Genomic DNA, 20,384 nt, shown 5'->3' on the forward strand with positions numbered 1-20,384 from the left:
CAATAGAGAGTATATCGCCAAGGAGGCCGCTATGGCAGTTCAGCAAAAACATGGCGAAAGGCATGGTCGGATAGGTTTTGATAACGACTTTACAACGGAGCAAAGCCAGCGCTTTACAGAGGTTGCAAACAGCGCAGTTAAACGCCGCGTGAAAAAACGTGAGATAGAAGCGCCGTTTATTCAGTCAGCTAAGCAAGCCGCTTTTAAAACCGTGGTGAGGCGACCTAAAGGGAATAACCCAAACCGAACACGTCAAGTCATATGGATTATTATGATCGGGTTAGTGAGTCTTTGGCTTATGTACCTTGCAGGTTAGCAGCGCCGCTCCGTTATAGGAATGGCTAGCGTTGGCGCGTTTTTAATAGCGTAACATTGTTCCCTTCGATCTTCGCTTCAAAGCAATCTTCAAGTTCAGATGAATCCGGTGCTGAGCTAACAAGGCTCGTTGGTAGTTCTTCTATCAGGGTCGATACTGGGTTGTCGTGATAATAAGCATATCGGTTTTTTCCTGAATGCTTGGCAACATACATCGCTTTATCAGCACATCTCGTCAGCTCATGTAATTCTTGGGCATCTTGCGGATACAAAGCAACCCCAACACTTAACGTCAATTCCTTGATTCTCTCGTTTGTTTGGCAGCCGCTTTCGAACAGCCCGCAGATCCTATCTAGAATGCCGTCTAGATCTTTACGAGTTGGCACATCGTAGAGCATCAGAACAAACTCGTCTCCAGCAAAGCGCGCGATGGAATAATCGTATTCATGGCTTTTTCTGTCTCTGGTTCGAATGTTGTTGCTCAAGCGATTGGCAAAATGCTGTAAGACACTGTCTCCCACATCGTGCCCGTAGCTGTCGTTAATGCCTTTAAAGTCATCTATATCCAAAAAGACCAATGCCGTAAGTGATCGCTCACTATCCACGGTGGCTAGTTTTTCTGTCGCCCAGCGTTCAAAGCTCCAACGGTTTGCCAAGCCGGTTAACTGATCTCTGTAAGCGAGATCTTCAATGCCTTCTTTATACAGGCGTTGAATATAACTGACGGCTTTTGTGTAGTAATAGGCGGATGTGTGGCACACCAAGCTCATGGTAAACAGGCTAAGAATAAACCGATGTGTGCTGTTAAATGGCAGAGAAAAGTTATTGGGCATTGCCGTAATCAAGGTGCTGATAAACAAACAAAATGAGGTGCTAAAGATGATTCCAATTCTGAAGTCATTGATAAAAATCACCGCCGCCAGAATAGGGTAGAGCCAAAGAATTCGGTCAGGAATGGCGTGACTGTACAAAAATAGGATGACCCCTTGAACCAGTAAAACACCGCTCAGGATCAATTCTGAATACTCAGGGTTAATGACTTTTCTTACGTAAAATGCATTGGAGATAGCGATAAGTGCAAAACACAGTTCGAAAACCGACAGCGTGTAATGTTGGCCTTGGAAGTAAGCCCAAGTGTAGAAAATGAATAACGCAGCGGCAGTCAGTGAAAAGGAGTGAACAATTTTTTGCTTGCGGGTGGATCGTATGTCCGCCATTTCTTCTAGGTGCCTGCCGACGAGCCTTTTCATGTGATCTGTGCCAAAGTTTTTGATAATGGTGTTAATAGTAGATTAAATAACAAGCTATGCAGAGGCTTAGATGTCTATTTAGTGTGACTACTATCAAGGTTTCATATGAAAGGCTGTTCAATCAATTCCAAATAGTGATGTATATCACCGATGGTGCTGGTCATCTCTAGAAGATTAGATTTAAGCATCAAACTTGTAACCGTTGTTTGATGTTTATCTACTTGCTTTCCAGAGAGTTACTCCACATAGTTTGTAAACGACCAAAATTAAGAAAGGCTCATTATGTTAATTACCTTTAGTTGTAAAGCTCATGCTAGTGTCACGATGTTTGGTGAAGTCGGCCTCCAGTTCATCAAGATGCTTGGGCATAGCGGCTCCATCCCAGGTGCTATGGATGCTTCAGAGGTTCCTCAAGCTCTGGATAATCTACGTGCTGCTATTGCAGCAGAGCAGAGCAAGTCCGTAGAGCATGAAAATACTGATGACGACAATGAAGAAGAGGTGGTTGAAGCGCCTGTTAATATCGGTAGTCGAGCGTTCCCACTGGTTGAATTATTAAAAGCTGCCATCAAAGATGAATGTGAAGTAATGTGGGAAGACGGTAGCGGCAAGCGACTGTAGTACGATTCACGCGAAACGTAACAAGCCTATTGAATCTATTTTAATCAGAATGAATGCTGAACCAGTATCGGACACACCATGACCATGGAGTTTTATGGTGATGAACCGATACTGGTGTTTTTTTAGTGAAGTAATCCACTCGTTTCTGTTTATTTACAAGGTTCGTCAGCCCTGAAATGAGTGACTTTTGTTATCGTAATATCAATCCATAACAGACCGTAAACAAAGTGATGCTGTTCACGCTTTCTTGACTCCCAATTCTGAACTAAGAATTTTTCCTAGTTATTCTAAGACCCTCTCTCATGCGGTCGATTTTTAGACTCCTTATTATTTCACGGTCAACTAACAAACAATGTATGGCCGCAATTATGCCGTGCAGACCTCACAAAAAATAAGAGAGTTCACAATGTTAAAGTTCCTAGATCAGGTTCGAAAACCGACGCTGGATCTTCCGGTCGAAACTAGAAGAAAAATGTGGTTTAAACCATTCCTACAATCTTACCTCGTCGTGTTCATTGGTTATCTAACCATGTATTTGATCCGTAAGAACTTCAATGTCGCGCAAAACGACATGATTTCTACTTATGGATTATCGATGACGGATCTAGGTCTTATCGGTCTGGGTTTCTCTATCACTTACGGTATCGGTAAAACCGTCGTTTCCTATTATGCCGATGGTAAAAACACCAAGCAGTTCCTGCCATTCATGCTTGTCCTTTCTGGTATCGCTATGTTGGGCTTCAGCTTCAGTATGGGCGGTGGCAGTGCTAGCTTATTCTTGATGGTTGCCTTCTATGCGTTGAGTGGTTTCTTCCAAAGTACCGGCGGTCCTTCAAGCTACTCGACCATCACTAAATGGACGCCTCGTAACAAGCGTGGTTCTTATTTAGGCCTTTGGAATATGTCGCACAACGTGGGTGGCGCAGGTGCCGCTGGTGTTGCTCTGTTCGGTGCTAACTACCTTTTTGATGGCAACGTGATCGGTATGTTCGTGTTCCCATCAATCATTGCGATTGTGGTTGGCTTTATTGGTATGCGCTTTGGTAATGACTCTCCAGAAGCCTATGGTCTAGGTACGGTTGAAGAGTTGTTTGATGAAGAAGTCAGCGAAGAAGATACGGCTGCTGAAGAAAATCAAATGACTAAGAAAGAGATCTTTGTTGAATACATCCTGAAAAACAAAGTGATCTGGTTGCTCTGCTTCGCGAATATCTTCTTATACATTGTTCGTATCGGTATCGATCAATGGTCTACCGTTTATGCGTATCAAGAGCTAGGTCTATCAAAAGAAACCGCGATTTCAGGCTTCACTCTGTTTGAGGTTGGTGCACTGGTCGGTACGTTAATGTGGGGTTATCTGTCAGACCTTGCGAACGGACGCCGTGCTTTGGTTGCTTGTGTATCGCTTGGCCTGATTATCGTTTCGCTAGAGTTCTACCAGCATGCAACCAGTGAGTTCATGTACCTAGCATCACTGTTTGTGCTTGGTTTCCTAGTATTTGGTCCTCAGTTGCTGATTGGTGTTGCTGCAGTAGGTTTCGTGCCTAAGAAAGCAATCAGCGTTGCGGATGGCGTGAAAGGTACATTTGCTTACTTAATTGGTGACAGCTTTGCCAAACTTGGCCTAGGTATGATTGCAGACGGCACACCTATTTTTGGCTTAACGGGTTGGAAAGGCACGTTCGCAGCGCTTGATACGTCAGCTGCCATTTGTATCGTGTTACTGCTATTCGTTGCGGTTGCGGAAGAGAAGAAAATTCGTCACGCGAAGAAGATGCACCTAGCGGCTCAAAACGCGTAATTATTATCACGTGCTTTATTTGATTAAAGCACGTGAGATCATACCAATCGCTAGTTCGATTCAGTATCATCTCTATCAATAAACTTAATATTAAATAGCTCCTGTCGGGGCTATTTTTCTTTCTTACTCTTAATTCTGGTTAATATCATGATTAATGTTGCGCTTGTTGATGACCACGTCATTGTTCGTTCGGGCTTTGCTCAATTACTCAGTCTTGAAACTGATATTACGGTCGTGGGTGAATTTAACTCTGCGGCAGAAGCGCGCCTCGGATTGCCAAGTTGTCACCCTGATGTCGTTATCTTGGATATTTCAATGCAGGATGAAAGTGGCTTGAGCTTATTGGAAGAAATTCCATCAGGCATTGCCAGTATCATGCTGAGCGTACATGACTCTCCGGCGATGGTTGAGAAGTCATTAGAGTTAGGAGCCAAAGGTTATCTCAGCAAGCGCTGTAGCCCTGATGAGTTAATCCAAGCCGTACACACGAGCGCAAATGGTGGCTGTTATCTCACGCCCGATATCGCCATAAAGCTTGCGACGCCCATGAAGAATAAAGCCTCTTTAAATCAGCTCACCCGCAGAGAAAGCGAAGTGTGTCAGTTATTGGCGACAGGGCTCGATGTAAAATCTATTGCCGTAGAGCTAGGGGTTAGCCATAAAACGGTGCATGTACACCGTGCCAATGCGATGGACAAACTCAATGTTAAGAATAATGTCGAGTTAGCGAAACTGTTTACACAAGACCAGTACTAATGCGTTCTTACCTAGCCACCTCCCTGTGTGGGGTTTTTATGGCTGGCTGTGCATGGTTCTGTTTATGGGTTATTGCCTTCTATTTCATTAATGACCCTGAGTTAGCCATTCTGCTTTTCCCGTTTTCACTTCGACTGGGAATGACGCTGCACACTCGTACCCACTATTGGCCTGCCATCTATATTGCAGAGTGGGGACTTGCGATCGCTTTAGCTCTGCTGCTTGATGAACCCCAATGGCTGACGATACTCATCGCCAGTGGATTGAGTATTCCTGCCACGCTAATTGCCAAGCGTTATTATTCTGGTGACCAGAATCGTCACTTGTTAGTGATGGCGAGCTTAATCATGGTCACAGCATTTATTAATGTTGCCGTGGTGGGCTCTCATGTACCAGCCGTTTACATGGTGTGGTTAGCGAGTATCACGGGTGGACTGATGCTGGTGCCGATGTGTTATCTGGTCTGGAACTATCTATTCCAAAATAAGTGGGCGCCACTGAGCTCTTATTTAATCAACAATGTTGTTGAGTTCAAAATCCGTCATATTGCTTTATATAGCGTGTTGTTGGTCGCCAGTATTTTGATACAAACCAGTTTGCCTGATGAGCTAAGGCGCTTTGCCCCGTTCTGTATGGCGATCCCTATTATCTTGCTCGCCGTTCGTTACGGATGGCAAGGCGCTCTGCTTGCAACAATGCTAAATAGTGTCGCGTTGATTGCAGCCCACAGCGGAACATCCAAACTCGAAATTACCGACTTACTCTTGTCTCTATCTGCTCAAACCATCACAGGTATACTGCTTGGTTTAGCGGTTCAAAAGCAGAAAGATCTCAACTCGAAATTACGCAGTGAGCTCTCCAGAAATCAAAATCTTTCACGTCAGTTAGTTACCGCTGAAGAGTCGGTTCGTCGTGATATTGCGCGTGAACTGCATGATGAAATCGGCCAAAACATCACGGCAATTCGTACTCAGGCAAGCATTATTAAACGTGTCGACGCGGCTGAGATGAGCGTTCGCTGTGCGGGTACCATTGAATCATTATCTTTGAATGTTTATGACACCACCAAACGTCTACTTACAAAATTAAGACCTAAGATGCTGGACGATCTGGACCTAAAAGATTCCGTGGAACAGCTTATTCGAGAGATGGAGTTTTCGGATCACGGCGTTGATATTCAGTTAAATTGGCAAGGTGATTACTCGTGTTTGAGTGACACGCTTAAGGTCACTATCTTCAGGCTGTGCCAAGAATCTCTAAACAATGCCTCTAAATACGCCAACGCGAGCGAAATCAGAATTGAACTGCTTTTAGGTGACCAGGCTTATCTTCAGATATCAGATAATGGCATTGGTTTTACAGCGCAAGATCTTCTCAAAGGAATGGGTGTTCGCGGTATGCAAGAGCGTGTTCAGGCGCTCGGCGGCAAGATGACAATCAACGCTAATGGCTCATCTTCGGGTACCAATATCAGCGTTACATTACCTAAAGTGTGAGAACGAATATGTTTGGATTTCTGCGCTCAACAACGTCAGAGAGTGATGCTCTAACTGATGATGAGGTCAATCAGAGTTATCGCTATTGGCGCCTTCACATCATGATAGGAATGTATGTCGGCTATGCGGGTTTTTACTTCACTCGTAAAACCTTTAATTACGCCGCGCCTGCAATGATCACCGATCTAGGTTTGGACAAAGGCGATATCGGCTTAATTGGCACGCTCTTTTATCTTTCTTATGGCTTATCGAAATTTATCTCAGGCACGATATCGGATCGGTCGAACCCTCGTTACTTCATGGGGCTTGGCCTAATCGCGACTGGTCTGATAAACATCGCGTTTGGCTTTTCGAGTTCGTTAGCGGCTTTTATCTCGCTATGGGTACTGAATGCATGGTTCCAAGGTTGGGGCTGGCCATCGTGTTCCAAGTTATTGACGACTTGGTATTCTCGCTCCGAAAGAGGCTTTCGCTGGGCAATCTGGAATACAGCGCACAACGTTGGTGGAGCGCTTATCCCTATTCTTGTGGGTTATCTAACGCTGCAGTTCAGTTGGCGAGCTGGGTTTATCTGGCCTGGTGTGATTGGTGTTTTTATCGGTCTTATTGTCTGCTGGCGCTTACGTGACAAGCCCACCACCATGGGACTTCCGACGGTAGGGAAGTGGCGCAGTGATCACCTGGAATTAGCGCAAGAGAGCCATGGGCAAGGGTTAAGCTATCGAGAGATCCTGAAAACCTATGTGTTCAGCAATAAGTACATTTGGTTGCTCGCCTTTAGTTATGTGTTGGTTTACATCGTAAGAACGGCAGTTAACGACTGGGGCAATTTATACCTCACCGAAGAACACGATTACAGTTTGATCAACGCCAACGCTGCCTTGTCTCTGTTCGAGATTGGCGGTTTCGTTGGTTCACTTGTTGCTGGGTGGGGATCGGATAGGTTGTTTGGTGGCAACCGAGGCCCGATGAACATCTTGTTTGCGATTGGCATCTTCCTTTCGGTTTCGGCTTTATGGCTTATGCCTTTAACCAACTTTGTGTTTCAAGCGGCTGGGCTATTCTGCATTGGCTTTTTTGTTTTTGGCCCTCAAATGCTTATTGGCATGGCGGCGGCGGAATGTTCACATAAAGACTCTGCCGGGGCGGCGACAGGTTTTGTTGGCTTGTTTGCTTATATGGGAGCAGCACTTTCTGGTTACCCATTAGCGCTCGTTCTAGAAGCTTACGGCTGGAGTGGGTTCTTCATTACCATCTCGACTTGTGCGGCCGTTATTGGCTTGCTGTTACTGCCTTTCTTACAAGCTCAATCACCTCAGAAAAGTGCAGAAGCTCGCTCTAGCTTTTAAGGAACGATAACAAGATAGTCACTAGTGTTTGTATTCAGATGCTTGTATCGCTGCTGTAACCAGTGCGATACAAGCCGCTATCTTATTTTCGGCGCTTTCTATACGTGATATTCAAATGTGACTATTTTCACGCTTTTCATCGGTCTCACCTGTTTCTAAGAATTTTTCCTATTGCGTCTAAGACCTCATCTCATGTGGGTTCTAGCCGAGCTCTGTAGTCTTTCTAATTATTTACGTTATTAGAAATCAGCTCTCTGAATTGTGTTCAAAGGGCTCACTACGGAAAACGCCATGTCACTCAGCCACTTCTCAGAACACTCATTTTTCCCAATGGAAAACACCATCCAAAATTATGCATGGGGGAGCATTTCTTCGATACGTGAACTGTTTGGCTTTCAGAATGAGTCACAAGAGCCGCAAGCGGAAGTTTGGATGGGAGCGCATCCAAAAGGTTGCTCAATGGTTAAGCTTGACCAGCACTTGGTGCCTCTCTCTGAGCTGATTAACAAGAATAAACCGGCCTATCTATCAAGCGATATTGCGCAGGAGTTCGGTGAATTGCCGTTCTTGTTTAAGATCTTGGCAGCAGAAAAGGCACTATCGGTTCAGGTTCATCCAAACAAGCGTCAAGCCGAAATTGGCTTTGCGAGAGAAGAGCAAGCAAGCATTCCTCTGACCGCAGGACATCGTAATTACAAAGACTCTAACCACAAACCTGAATTGGTTTACGCGATCACTGAATATCAAGCAATGAATGGCTTTCGAGAATTCGATGAAATATTAGGGTTGTTCAGAAAGTTGAATTCGAGCGAGCTGGCTGGTTTAGTTGAAGAGTTTGGCAACCACCTTGATTCTCTAGGTTTAGAGGCGTTTTTCCGTGATTTATTAACGTTGAATGAACAACGTAAACATCAAGCATTAGAGCAACTTCTGACTTACGCGGCTGCTCATCAAGACCAAGCGGAGTTTGCTTTGGTTATTGAGCTTAGTCATCAGTATCCAAACGATATTGGTCTATTTTGTGTTCTGCTTCTTAACTTGATCACATTGAACCCGGGTGAAGCGATGTATTTGAATGCGAATACTCCGCATGCTTACATTAAGGGAACTGGGCTCGAGATCATGGCAAATTCAGACAACGTTTTGCGAGCAGGTTTAACGCCAAAGCACATTGATGTCGCCGAGTTGGTTGCCTGTACAGAGTTCAAACCGATCCCGTTTGAACGCTTGTTGTTAGCGCCCTCAAAACTGGGTCAATGTGATAGTTATGATATTCCTGTCAGTGATTTTGATTTCAATATCTTTCATCGCCCTCAGCAAGAAGAAGTGATCACAAGCGGTGCTGAAATTTTAATGGCGATAGATGATGATTTAACGTTAATGAGTCAGAAAGGTGAACACCTAACACTCACCAAAGGGCAATCGGTATTTATCCCAGCTTATATTGGTCATTATGTACTGAGCAGTAATGGGCGAGTGGCTAGGGCGTTTAATTAGAGATGGTGTTTGTGGTATAGATTGAGCTCCATCCCCACAAAATCATCATCTCCTTCATCAACAACGTGATAGCCAAGCGATTGATAAAAGTTAATAGCACGAGCATTACTTTTAAAACTCGATAGAGTGACTTGACTAAGTTGCTCTGCCATAGCTTTTTTATGTATGAGAGTCATGACTTGCTTGCCAAGCGAACGACCTTGGTACTGGGGGAAAATGATCAGCAAATGAATATGGTATGCGTTGTCATAAGGTTTAAAGCAGGCGAGCCCCACTCTTTTATTTTCGCGATATACCCAATGAAACCAAGATGGATGGTATTCGTTTAAAAGTCGTTGACGTTGAAAGTCGTCATCCCAGCCGAAAACGCTATCTACGTGTATGAAGATACCTTGTTTAACACACGCAAACAGTTCATCGAATTCAGAATTTGAAGCGAGTTGGAGTTGTATGTTCTCTTCTTTCATTGCCACTTTTACCGCTTCCTTATCAAACGCCTTTGAATAAGCAAACAGTAACATAATTGAAGAAGCCGAATTAGCTTAGATTTGCGAAGTGATGAAACCAAAAAGCCATGCGTAATGCATGGCTTAAAATCTGGCAGTAAGAACGTTGTGATTTAAACGATCTTAAGCGCGTGATGTCGAGTAAGTTGCTTATGTAGCGAGTCTTTTAATGCCATGCGTTCTACTTTGAGGTTGTGCATGCTGTCGTCATCGATTGGGCTGCCAGAGATTTCTAGTTGGCGGATGTCGTAGTCGAGTTGGTGGTATTTCTGCATGTCTGCTTTGAATTTTTCGTCGTCGTGGTTGAGCTGAACAATGTCTAATTTAAGATCTGGGAAATCTAAGATAAAGGCATGGTTTTCATTGAGCATTGGCACTTCCTCTCTAGTCGAATTATTAACAGTATAGAAGTAATTTTTCGAAAGAAATGTGGTTCAAAACACAAAGCCGTAAAGCGATCAAAAAAGGGCGTAAACTCGTAGAATTATCCTCGAAATTGCGCCCTTTTGTATGTATATAGCTAACTATTTATAGTTATATGTTTAGAACTATAAGAGTTTAAAGCAGAAAGTTTACTTTGCTTTCTTACCAGAGCGTTGCTGCTCTTTGTGTGCAAGCTTCTCTTTTTTGCGTTGCTCGATAAGGTGAGCAGCTTCGCCGCCTACGTGGGTTTCGCCACGAGCATTCGACAGTTGAACTTGCTTTTCACGTTCACGGAAACGGGCTTTCTGCTCGTCGCTGTGCTTATCAATACACTTAGGGCAGCTTACGCCTTTCTCGAAGTGTTTAGAGGCTTTGTCTTCGTCAGTGATTGGCAGGCGACACGCGTTACACACATCGTAACCGCTCTTTTCTAGCTGGTGGTTTACTGCAACTCGACCATCAAATACGTAGCAGTCGCCTTCCCACATACTCTCTTCTTCAGGTACCTCTTCTAGGTACTTAAGAATGCCGCCTTCAAGGTGATAAACCTCATCAAAGCCTTGCTCTTTCATGTAGGCTGTTGATTTTTCGCAACGAATACCGCCAGTACAGAACATCGCAACTTTCTTGTGCTTCTTAGGATCAAGGTTGTCTTCAACGTATTGAGGGAATTCACGGAAGGTTTCTGTGTTTGGGTTTACAGCATTTTTGAATGTACCGATATCGACTTCGTAGTCGTTGCGAGTATCAACCAGAATTACATCAGGATCAGAAATCAGAGCGTTCCATTCGTTTGGTTTCACGTAAGTGCCGACAACGTGGCGTGGGTCGATACCCTCAATGCCCATGGTTACGATCTCTTTCTTAAGCTTAACCTTGGTGCGGTTGAATGGTTGTTCTTCGTTGAACGACTCTTTGTAAACAACATCAGCCAAACGAGAATCTTGTTTGAACCATTGAAGAAGAGCGTCGATAGATTCGCGCTTACCTGCAACGGTGCCGTTGATACCTTCACTCGCAAGTAGCAAAGTACCGCGGATTTGGTTGGCTTCTAACACGTCAGTGAGTGGCTGGCGAATTTCTTGGTAATCATCAAGTGCTACGAATTTATACAGAGCACATACAACATATTGAGACATGGTTTTTCCTTTCTGCGAGCTGGAACGTAAATCCAGAGCGGTTGCCTTTTATGATACATACTGAGTTTGATTTACTCAGGTTTGCCCATATTGGCTTATTAAAATCCGCCGCAGTATAACCAAGCCAAGGAAGGACAAAAACCAACCAAAAGTAGGGCTATTTAGCATTGTTATTAGTGTGGCTTTTGGACTAAGAAATGCAATGAAACCGTTTTATCTGGTTCGAATTACAACACGTATTCCCAAACCAAAAAGGCCCTGCTGTAAAAATACATCAGGGCCTTGGTATTGAATCTGTCTGACTTAATCAGCGATTACGCTTGGTTAAGTACTTCCGCTAAGCGTTTCACCGCTTCTGTTAATTCTTCTGGGTTGGCGTTAGTGAAGTTTAAGCGCAGTGCGGCTTTTGCTTCATCGGCCTTTGGATAAAATACTGGGCTTGGTACAACCGCCACACCATTCGATAGCAAAGTCTTAGCTAATTCGAAGGTATCGCACTCTGGGATTTCTACCCAAATGAACATCCCGCCATCTACGGCTTTTAACACGCAATCTGCAGGCAGTTGTTTTTTTAGCTCTGAGAACAACACTTCATAACGAGACTTGTACAGTGTGCGAATGTTTTCCATGTGTACGTTGAAGTCTTCATGTTTTAGAAGACCAACAAGCAGTGCTTGCATAGGTACACTTGAGTGTAAATCCGCGCCTTGTTTGACTTTGATCAGTGGCTCAAGGTAGCTGCGTTTACCTGTTACCGCGCCAATGCGTAAGCCTGGCGATGCAATCTTAGAGAATGAACGAAGAACGATAGAGTTGTCAGGGCAGAACGAAGAAACCAATGGCAGTTCCGTACCTGTGAAACGTAGCTCACGGTATGGCGCATCTTCAATGAAGGCTACGTTGTACTTGATACACAGCTCAGCCACTTTTTGACGAGTTTCTGTTGCCCAACATACACCTGTTGGGTTGTGGAAATCAGGCACGGCATAGAACATCTTCGGTGATTGCTGTGCAAAGCACGTTTCCAGTTCGTCTAGGTTCGGGCCAAATTCAGTTTGAGACACGGTCGCAATGTTTGCTTGAACTAGGCCAAACACCTGCATCGCACCTAAGTAGCTTGGCGCTTCCATCACAACCACATCACCCGGGTCAACATACGCACGTGCAATCAAATCCAAACCTTGCTGAGAGCCAGTACAAATCATTGCCGTGTGTGATTCTGGCAATTGGTAGCTTTGTGTTAGGTGGTCAAGCAACGGGCCGTAACCGGCAGTAGAACCGTATTGGAAAACTTCAGGCATGTTCGCTAGGTTTTCTAGCGTTGGCTTCATTAAATCGATAGGGAATGTTTTCTCGTCCGGTAAACCACCGGCCAATGAGATGACATTTGGATCACTTGCGGCTGCGAGGATCTCTCGAATGTATGAAGATTGAATCTGTTGTAATGACTGTGCGATTTCCATGTGTTGTGTCTCGTCGTTTATCGTTTTTATTCTATCGCTTGATATTACACGGCAATTGTAAAAACAAGCGTGTCCGTTTATGCTCTTAAACATGTCCATTTATGCTATTTAAACGATGTCACGTCAACACATATCGCGAATCAATGATGTCCTGTTCCATATTCACCAAGACATCAGTCAGCCTTTGTCTGCCAAAGAGTTATCTGAGATAGCGGCCTATTCAGAACAGCACTTTCATCGCACCTTCAAAAGTGTGGTCGGGGAATCGTTGCATCAATACATCCGACGCACTCGAATGGAGTATGCAGCCAACCAATTGATGTTTGATACCAGTTCGTCTGTGGTTGAGATCGCCCATAAATGTGGCTTTAGTTCGGTGTCTTCGTTTAGTCGAGCATTTAAAGCGACCTTTAATATGTCGCCCGGAGAATGGCGTAAGCATGATTTACAAGTAGCAGAAAAGCCCTATTTGAAAGATCCTGAAGTGGCGGCGGGCTATTTGAATGTGGCGCAGCGAGTGTTGCCTGAACCTAAGATTATCGAAGTGCCTGAACGGATGGCGGCCTATGTTCGACATACGGGATATAACCGATCCATTCGCAATGCGTGGTTGATATTGAAAGCGTGGGCGAATTCAGAACAGCGTGATTTTTCAAGTCAATTTGGTTTGCATCACTCAAACCCTGCTTGGGTTGAGATGGATCAGTGCCGCTATGTGGCGTGTATCGCGATTGATGAGCCGATTAAGTATCGTAGCGTAGTTAATCAGATGGTGATTCCGGGCGGCTTACACGCTGTGTTTCGACTAAATGGCCGCTATGGAGAACTGCTACCACAGATCAGTATGGTGTTAGAAAAGTGGCTACCCACATCTGGTTTCAAACAGCGCTCGACTCCCGCGTATGTGCATTATCATCAGAATCATTTTCTCAACACCGATGAAGTGTTCGAACTCGATTTCTACCTTCCCGTGAGCTTTTACTGAGCCTTTACTAGGTTAACCATTGAGTTGGCTCAGTAATTGGTTTTGTTGTGTTTTGTCGAGCGTGATTTTACTCATTTGTTGTGGCTAATTTGCTCGCTCAATGACAGAAAGGCCTCTTATGTTGATGGTGCGATAGGAGAGAAGCTTGTTGATAAACGACTCTAAGTAAATGATGACAACGTACGGATTAAACGATAGCATCCCGCTCTAATTGCAAATAGTTCTTAATATCACCCGCTAGAATATATGACCATTACCCACAAAGATTATCTGAAAATTGCCTTCCCTTTCATCATCTCAACGGTGACACAGCCTCTACTAGGTGCTGTGGATACCGCTGTTATCGGCCAACTTGGTATTGCTGAACTGATTGGCGGCGTGGCGATCGGCACCATCATTATGAACACCATGTATTGGTTGTTTGGTTTTTTCCGTGTCAGTACCACGGGCCAAAGTGCGATGGCACTGGGTAAGGGAAACCGCACTGATTTGGCGGGTAGCTTGATGCGTCCGTTTGTGCTGTCTGGTTTAGTGGGTTTGATCTTTATCTTGATACAACCACTCATCTGGCAAGGCGCAATGTGGGTGATAGAGCCTGAAGCCAATGTAGCCGAGCACGCGCATATCTACTTCAGTATTTTGATTTATGGCGCGCCTTTCGTGTTGCTTAACTACACCATTATTGGTTGGTTAATGGGACAGGCGAAAGCCAAAGACGTTCTTTATACACAAGTGTTTGGTAATGTGTTGAACATTGTCTTGGATGCGGTGTTTGTACTTTATTTCGATTTGGGTGTCGCAGGTGTGGCTTACGCAAGTTTGATTGCACAAGTTACCACCTTTGCGATTGGTGTGACCTTGGTGATGAAGACCAGCAATATTTCGATCTCTGAGTTCTTGCAAGGCTCGAAGATGACCAAGAAAGACCTATCGACAATCATCTCTTCGAATACCGATCTATTGCTTCGCACCATTTGTATCTTGGTGTTCTTCAACATGATGGCGCGTACTGGCTCTAAACTGGGTACCGATGTTCTAGCGGCTAACGCGATCTTGATGCAGGTGACCTTCATTGTCAGCTATATGTTTGATGGTATTGCCAACGCATCGAGTGTGTTTGCAGGTAAGGCGGTAGGACAGAAGAACCCTTCAATGCTTGATCGTGTTTTAAGGCTTAACTTCCAATGGACGGCAGGTTTCATTGCCGCGCTGACGCTTTTAACTTTGATTTTTAAAGATATGATTGTTTTCTTGTTTACCGATATTCCAGCGCTGGTCACGCTGTACCAAGAGATGGCTCCGTGGTTAATTGTGTTCCCGCTAGTGGCTGGCTTTGGCTTAACGGTTTACGGCATCTTTACCGGAACGGGAACCACGCGTCCGGTTAGGGACTCTAGCATAGCTACTTTGTTGGTTTTCTTAGCGGTACAGGCATTATCAATCGATATGTGGGGCAATCATGGCTTGTGGTTGGCGTTTACCTTGTTTTATCTTGGACGTATTGCCTTCTTGTATCCGTTCATCGCACAAGTTAAGCAGAAGTGCCTTCCAACAGAAGGTGCATCCGCGGCGTGTCATTAGGTTAGAAACACAATCGTTATTGCCAGTACTTTTGAAAGCGCCTGACAGCATTATGCTAAGGGCGCTTTTTCTATCTAATGACCTAGTAAAAATGGTCAATCAAACAACAAATAAAATGCGATACGGTTCAATGTTCGCTTTTCATCATGTAGGCTTAATGATAGAGTTGTTATGTTATAACATCTATTTATGAGTATCTGCGTGAACGCCTCACTTCTGTCTGTTGACCAATTAACGATCAAAACCTCTTCGAGAACACTTTTTCAAGATATTCATTTCGATGTATATCGAGGTGAGCTGTTGGCGATCATGGGTCCATCAGGCATTGGTAAGTCGATGCTTTCACGTGCGATTGCGGGTTTTCTGCCAGAAACGGTCGAGGTTGAAGGTCATATTTCTCTGTCTGGTGAAGCGGTATGTGGTTTGCCTATGCTGCAAAGAACCGCAGCACAACGACCTGCGGTTATCTTCCAAGATGCCCTTCAAGCATTAAATCCTCTGGTTTCAATCGAAGGTCAACTTAGTTTGGCATTGACGGGGACTCGCACTAAGCTTAAATCAAAAGAAAAAATTCAAATTACCGAGTTGCTGAATCAACTTGGTTTTCCTAATCCAGAAACTATCTTGCCGTTGTACCCGAGCCAAATTTCGGGTGGGCAACGCCAACGTGTGTGTATTGCGATTGGCTTGCTGAGTAACGCCGATATTATCATCGCCGATGAACCAACCAGTGCGTTAGATCCCGTGACAGAGCAAGAGATACTTAAGCTGATTCGACACAATGTTAAACAGCGTCAAATTGGTGGTTTACTCATCACCCATGACCTGCATAGCGCGTTGACGTGTGACAAGTTGTTGGTCATCGATGATGGCGGTGTGGTGGCTTATGGTGCTCCGAAACATGCACTTGAGTCGAGCTCTCACGCTTTCTGCTGTTCATTGAGAGACTTAATCGAATGAGCTCGACCTTACCACTAAACTCAGAAGCCTCGTCATTAATGCCAGTGACTGATTCAGAAACACAAGCATCGACAGAGATTACGTTCGACAATGTGAGTGTTCACTACTATTCCGTACCAAGTTGGTTGGGTGGAAAGGCGTTTAAAGCGCTACAGAACATTGACCTTAAGGTTGAAGACAAAAGCTTAGCGATTGTTGGGCGTTCTGGTGCGGGGAAATCAACGTTGATTGAACTGCTATTTGGCCTTAAAGCGCCAACCGTTGGTCAAATAAACTTGTTCGGTTATTCGCTCCCAATTCGCGATAGCAAAGCGCAAGCAACGGTGTGTCGCTTGATTCAATTGGTGCCTCAAGAGCCCCACACTAGCCTCAACCCTTACTATACCGTTCGACAGATCTTAGCCGAACCTCTAAGTAACTTAGATGTTTCGGGTAATCATGAAGCCATCATTGAAGAGGCGCTTTCAGACGTTGGATTGCCTGCCACTTTGTTATCACTGAAACCGAATCAGCTTTCTACAGGTCAAGCTCAACGTGTGGCTATTGCTCGGGCTCTTGTCGTTAGACCCGCAGTGCTGGTGGCCGATGAACCTACTGCCAGCCTTGACCCAGTGAATCGCCAAAGGTTGTTGGACTTGGTTAATTCATTAAAAAAGAAGCGCGATATGCGCCTTATTTTGGTTACTCACGATTTAGGTGCCGCAAAAGCCCTTTGTGAAGAAATACTGGTACTCGACCATGGTGAAATGGTGGAGCACGGACCGACCGATCAAGTGATGAGTAAACCTGCTCATCCTGCGACTCAGATGCTGATCGAGTCTCAGCCTCTTTCGAAATCTACTTGTTAAACACAACCTTATTTATTAAAAAAATACAGCTACAGAGAAAAAATAATTATGCGTTTTAATTCAATCAAACTGGCTTGCACGCTTGCGTTGGCTCTGCCTTTGACGGGCTGTTTTGACTCTCAACCAGGGTCTAGCGATGCCGCAGTAAAATCTGAAATTCGAGTTGCGATGATGCAACCACCAAGAACGGGTTTATCGCCACTTTCTGATGACGCTTTTAAGTTATCTCGTTGGAGCACAGCAGAAACTCTGGTTAACCTGAGCCCAACCTCAGAAGCAGAACCTATGCTAGCAACGGATTGGAAACATCTTGATCCTCTGACTTGGCAGTTCACGATTCGCCAAGGCGTTAAATTCCATGACGGTTCGACATTAACGGCAAACTCTGTAGTGAACTCTCTACAAAAAGCGCTTGAAGCAGCACCTAAGCCGCGCATCCTAGATGGAGTAGAGCTAGAAGTGAAAGCGATGGACAACTACCGTGTAGAGATTAAAACCAGCTTTGATGACCCTCTTCTACCAAGCCGTTTATCAAGCCCTCAATTAGCGATCCTAGCAGCAAGTGCTTATCAAGAAGATGGTCGTGTTAGTCCAATTGGCGCAGGTACTGGCCCGTTTGAGCTGACTGAAATCAACGGCACAACCAGCGCGAAACTGAAACGTTTTGACGGCTATTGGGGTCAAAAAGCACAGGTTGAATCTGTGATTGCAGAATACGTTCCTAATGGTTTTGCTCGTGCTGCAGCACTGAGAACCGGCACGGCTGACGTCGTTGAAGCGGTACCCGTTTCACAAATCGCGACCATTGATCCGAACCTACTTTACGAAGTGGCAATGCCTCGTACTAATACGCTTTACCTGAACAACAAGTCAGGCGTATTTAGCGATATTGAACTGCGTAAGGTAGCGGCAGCTGCAGTAGACCGTGAGCAGATCGTGAATACTGTTTATGAAAACCACGCGGATATCGCGCAAGGCCTATTAGGTCCAGCACTTGCTTGGGCTGAACCAATTCGACCTGAAGGTCAGGCAGTTGACAAAACGCTAAAAGCGAACGGCGAAAGCATTGTTATTGGTACCTTTACCGACCGTGCAGAGCTTCCAGAAGTGGCAGCGCTACTGAAGCAACAACTTGAAGCGGCTGGTTTCAAGGTTGAGCTGGATATTCGTGAATATGCTCAGATCGAGAACGATGCGCTATCTGGTAAGTTTGACGCGTTTATCCTTTCTCGTGCAACGGTTCTAGATTCGGGTGACCCAGTGGCTTACATGATGAGCGACTTTGGTTGTAAGGGTTCATTCAACCTTGGCCAGTTCTGTTCTCAAGAGGTAGATAAAGCACTGAATCACGCTGACCTACAACCGCTAGGTGCGCTGCGTCACCAAGCGATCATCGAAGCTGAACAAAAAATCCTTAACGATTTTGCTGCGATTCCACTGCTTCACGAACGTGTGATTCAAGGTGAGAGCGAGCGTGTAAGCAATGTAGTTCGTGACCCAAGTGAACGTCGCTTGGTTGACCAAACTACACAGGTCAAAAAAGCGACACAAGTTAACCCGGCAACACAGGCTAACTAAATAAATGTTATCTGCTGAGACTCTGCGTCGAACTCTATTTATCTTGACGCCTTGGCTATCAAGAATCGCCTCACTGATTGTGGTGGTGATTCTTGTTGGTTTGATGCCTGACATTGCAGGCATCGATCCAAGCCAATCTATTCTGCGGGCTAGGGCGGGGCAACAACACCTGCTTACGCCTGAAGCTTTAGCGGCGGTACGCGCTGATCTTCAGCTTGACCGTTCAGCCATTGAGCGCCTGCTCGACTGGGTAGGAAGTGCTTTTTCAGGTGATCTAGGTGAATCATGGATTGATGGTTCCTCGGTTGCATTAAGCATTCAAAAAACAGCATCTACGTCTCTGTTCTTGATGTCTAGCGCACTTGTGATGACTTTCGTACTGTGTGGTGCAGGCTTACTTGCTACCTTACGCAGTTGGAAGAAGGGCAAACTAGGGCAGAGTTACAGCAGTTTAAGCACCGTATTAATATCGTTACCAGAGTATGTGGTGGCCTCGGTATTAATATTGGTGTTCTCTATCTGGTTAGGTTGGCTACCACCGTATGGTTGGCAAGGTTGGCAAGATATCTGGCTACCGAGTTTAGCGCTCGCACTGCCTGCAAGTGGCTTGTTTAGTCGTCTACTCAGAGACAGTTTACAACGCGTTCTCAATGAACCTTGGGTGATCACTTGGCTCAGTGCCAACGTTCATTCCAATCAAATTATTCGCTTTGCGCTGAAAAGAGCGCTGAGCAGTCTGATCCCGCAAATCGCGATGATCGTGATTGGCTTAACTGGTGGCGCAGTCGCGGTTGAGCTTATCTTCTCGATCCCTGGTATCGGGCGCATGATTCTTGGTGCAGCCAAGGCGCAAGACTTACCAACGCTGCAAGGCGGCTTATTGGTGTTGCTGCTATTTTCAATTGCCGTGAGCAGCATGAGCTTGTTTGTTCAGCAATTGATTCTTGGCCACAGCCTGAAAAGCGGCAAGCTCATCAGTAGCCACTCTTCGTTTCGTTTTACCCAGAACCGCGCAAAGCGTGTCACTGCTTTTGCGATCTTCTCTTTCCTAATTGCTATCGTTGTATGGGCTGCATTCCGAGACCCATACACTAGCCAATTCGCACGCTTGGCATCACCGAGTTGGCAAGCACCTTTGGGCGCAGATGGCATTGGTCGAGACCTACTGGCGAGAATTGGTTCTGGTATGATTGCGACCTTCCAAGCCGGCATATTGGCAACGTTCTTGAGCTTGGTGACGGGCATCATCATGGGTTTCAACACCCGCTTTAGCCAAGGCCTTATCGAGATCACTAAGGGTATCCCATACATCATTGCAGGCTTGCTTGTTGCAGGCTTAACGGGGATGAATCCGAACAGCGCATTAATCGCGATTGTATTGGTGTCGTGGGCGCCGCTAGCTGCACACTGCTCAAGCTTGATCGTAGAAGCCAAGGCTCAACCTTATACACACCTCGCGCCACTATGGGGCACCAGTAAGCTTAGAATCTTCCGTTTCTACTTGCTTCCGTATGTGTTGCCACCGTTGTTAAGACACGCGATGTTGAGGCTACCAGTCATCACTCTAAGTCTGACCTCGCTGAGCTTCATCGGATTAGGGGCAAAGCCACCAACACCTGAATGGGGTTTGATGATCGCAGAGAACCTTCCATACATTGAGCGCGCGCCATTAGCAGTCATGGGGCCAATTGTTGGGCTGATCCTGTTAGGTGCTGCAATTAACATGATGTTTGATGATTAGCGAAAAAGAACAGGCTGCTTAAGTTTTCGACGTGCTATTCGATTGAGTGTTCGATTTGGCATTTATGTTGTAACC

General features: G+C 45.3%; 18 protein-coding genes. 13 read left to right on the forward strand and 5 right to left on the reverse strand.

Annotated elements, in window-relative coordinates; genetic code table 11:
• Positions 1–31: 31 nt before the first annotated feature.
• On the forward strand, positions 32–316 hold the full coding sequence (locus BCU07_RS15465) for a hypothetical protein (RefSeq protein WP_017061541.1): 285 nt from the start codon (positions 32–34) through the stop codon (positions 314–316).
• Positions 317–341: 25 nt separating this feature from the next.
• Here BCU07_RS15465 and BCU07_RS15470 read toward each other — a convergent pair whose 3' ends face one another.
• Positions 342–1,532, reverse strand: coding sequence for a GGDEF domain-containing protein (locus BCU07_RS15470; RefSeq protein WP_102428138.1), 1,191 nt, complete (start codon positions 1,530–1,532; stop codon positions 342–344).
• A gap of 315 nt (positions 1,533–1,847) precedes the next feature.
• On the opposite strand from BCU07_RS15470, the gene BCU07_RS15475 reads away from it, so the two are divergent.
• From BCU07_RS15475 to manA, 6 genes are all read left to right on the forward strand, one after another.
• Positions 1,848–2,186: a DUF1840 domain-containing protein gene (locus tag BCU07_RS15475; protein WP_017061543.1), complete on the forward strand. Its 339-nt coding sequence runs from the start codon at positions 1,848–1,850 to the stop codon at positions 2,184–2,186.
• Between the two features lie 406 nt (positions 2,187–2,592).
• The gene (uhpT, locus tag BCU07_RS15480; RefSeq protein WP_102398465.1) at positions 2,593–3,987 is read left to right on the forward strand and encodes a hexose-6-phosphate:phosphate antiporter; all 1,395 of its coding nucleotides are present in this window, start codon (positions 2,593–2,595) and stop codon (positions 3,985–3,987) included.
• A 147-nt stretch (positions 3,988–4,134) separates the two neighbouring features.
• Positions 4,135–4,743, forward strand: coding sequence for a transcriptional regulator UhpA (uhpA, locus tag BCU07_RS15485; RefSeq protein WP_004732761.1), 609 nt, complete (start codon positions 4,135–4,137; stop codon positions 4,741–4,743).
• Positions 4,743–6,239, forward strand: coding sequence for a signal transduction histidine-protein kinase/phosphatase UhpB (uhpB, locus tag BCU07_RS15490; RefSeq protein WP_032549449.1), 1,497 nt, complete (start codon positions 4,743–4,745; stop codon positions 6,237–6,239). Before uhpA ends, uhpB begins: the two co-directional genes overlap by 1 nt.
• 8 nt (positions 6,240–6,247) lie before the next feature.
• Positions 6,248–7,588, forward strand: coding sequence for an MFS transporter (locus BCU07_RS15495; RefSeq protein ID WP_102428139.1), 1,341 nt, complete (start codon positions 6,248–6,250; stop codon positions 7,586–7,588).
• A gap of 291 nt (positions 7,589–7,879) precedes the next feature.
• Complete coding sequence (manA, locus tag BCU07_RS15500) at positions 7,880–9,085, forward strand: mannose-6-phosphate isomerase, class I (protein WP_102428140.1); 1,206 nt, start codon at positions 7,880–7,882, stop codon at positions 9,083–9,085.
• Here the strand turns inward: manA and BCU07_RS15505 are convergent.
• The 4 genes from BCU07_RS15505 to BCU07_RS15520 form a co-directional block, all read right to left on the reverse strand.
• The gene (locus tag BCU07_RS15505) at positions 9,082–9,606 is read right to left on the reverse strand and encodes a GNAT family N-acetyltransferase (protein WP_065583568.1); all 525 of its coding nucleotides are present in this window, start codon (positions 9,604–9,606) and stop codon (positions 9,082–9,084) included. The genes manA and BCU07_RS15505 overlap by 4 nt on opposite strands.
• Before the next feature lie 98 nt (positions 9,607–9,704).
• On the reverse strand, positions 9,705–9,962 hold the full coding sequence (locus BCU07_RS15510; protein ID WP_010432560.1) for a YdcH family protein: 258 nt from the start codon (positions 9,960–9,962) through the stop codon (positions 9,705–9,707).
• 201 nt (positions 9,963–10,163) lie between these two features.
• Positions 10,164–11,153, reverse strand: coding sequence for a rhodanese-related sulfurtransferase (locus BCU07_RS15515; protein ID WP_017067892.1), 990 nt, complete (start codon positions 11,151–11,153; stop codon positions 10,164–10,166).
• Positions 11,154–11,467: 314 nt separating this feature from the next.
• Positions 11,468–12,616, reverse strand: coding sequence for a PLP-dependent aminotransferase family protein (locus BCU07_RS15520; RefSeq protein WP_102428141.1), 1,149 nt, complete (start codon positions 12,614–12,616; stop codon positions 11,468–11,470).
• Positions 12,617–12,731: 115 nt separating this feature from the next.
• Here BCU07_RS15520 and BCU07_RS15525 point away from each other — a divergent pair, with 115 nt between their 5' ends.
• The 6 genes from BCU07_RS15525 (at position 12,732) to BCU07_RS15550 (ending at position 20,309) form a co-directional block, all read left to right on the forward strand.
• A complete protein-coding gene (locus BCU07_RS15525; RefSeq protein WP_017077027.1) occupies positions 12,732–13,601 on the forward strand; it encodes an AraC family transcriptional regulator in 870 nt (289 codons plus the stop codon).
• A gap of 246 nt (positions 13,602–13,847) precedes the next feature.
• Positions 13,848–15,182, forward strand: coding sequence for an MATE family efflux transporter (locus tag BCU07_RS15530; RefSeq protein WP_102428142.1), 1,335 nt, complete (start codon positions 13,848–13,850; stop codon positions 15,180–15,182).
• A 201-nt stretch (positions 15,183–15,383) separates the two neighbouring features.
• Positions 15,384–16,142, forward strand: a complete 759-nt coding sequence (locus BCU07_RS15535; RefSeq protein WP_102428143.1) for an ATP-binding cassette domain-containing protein — start codon at positions 15,384–15,386, stop codon at positions 16,140–16,142.
• Complete coding sequence (locus tag BCU07_RS15540; RefSeq protein ID WP_102428144.1) at positions 16,139–16,990, forward strand: ABC transporter ATP-binding protein; 852 nt, start codon at positions 16,139–16,141, stop codon at positions 16,988–16,990. The genes BCU07_RS15535 and BCU07_RS15540 overlap by 4 nt, the downstream gene beginning before the upstream one ends.
• Before the next feature lie 48 nt (positions 16,991–17,038).
• Positions 17,039–18,568 (forward strand): ABC transporter substrate-binding protein, encoded by a 1,530-nt coding sequence (locus BCU07_RS15545; protein ID WP_102428145.1) that lies wholly within the window; start codon positions 17,039–17,041, stop codon positions 18,566–18,568.
• 4 nt (positions 18,569–18,572) lie between these two features.
• A complete protein-coding gene (locus BCU07_RS15550; protein ID WP_050653167.1) occupies positions 18,573–20,309 on the forward strand; it encodes an ABC transporter permease subunit in 1,737 nt (578 codons plus the stop codon).
• Positions 20,310–20,384: the final 75 nt, after the last annotated feature.

The sequence above is a fragment of the Vibrio sp. 10N.261.54.E10 genome, assembly GCF_002877735.2.
GTDB classification, from domain to species: Bacteria; Pseudomonadota; Gammaproteobacteria; order Enterobacterales; family Vibrionaceae; genus Vibrio; species Vibrio crassostreae_C.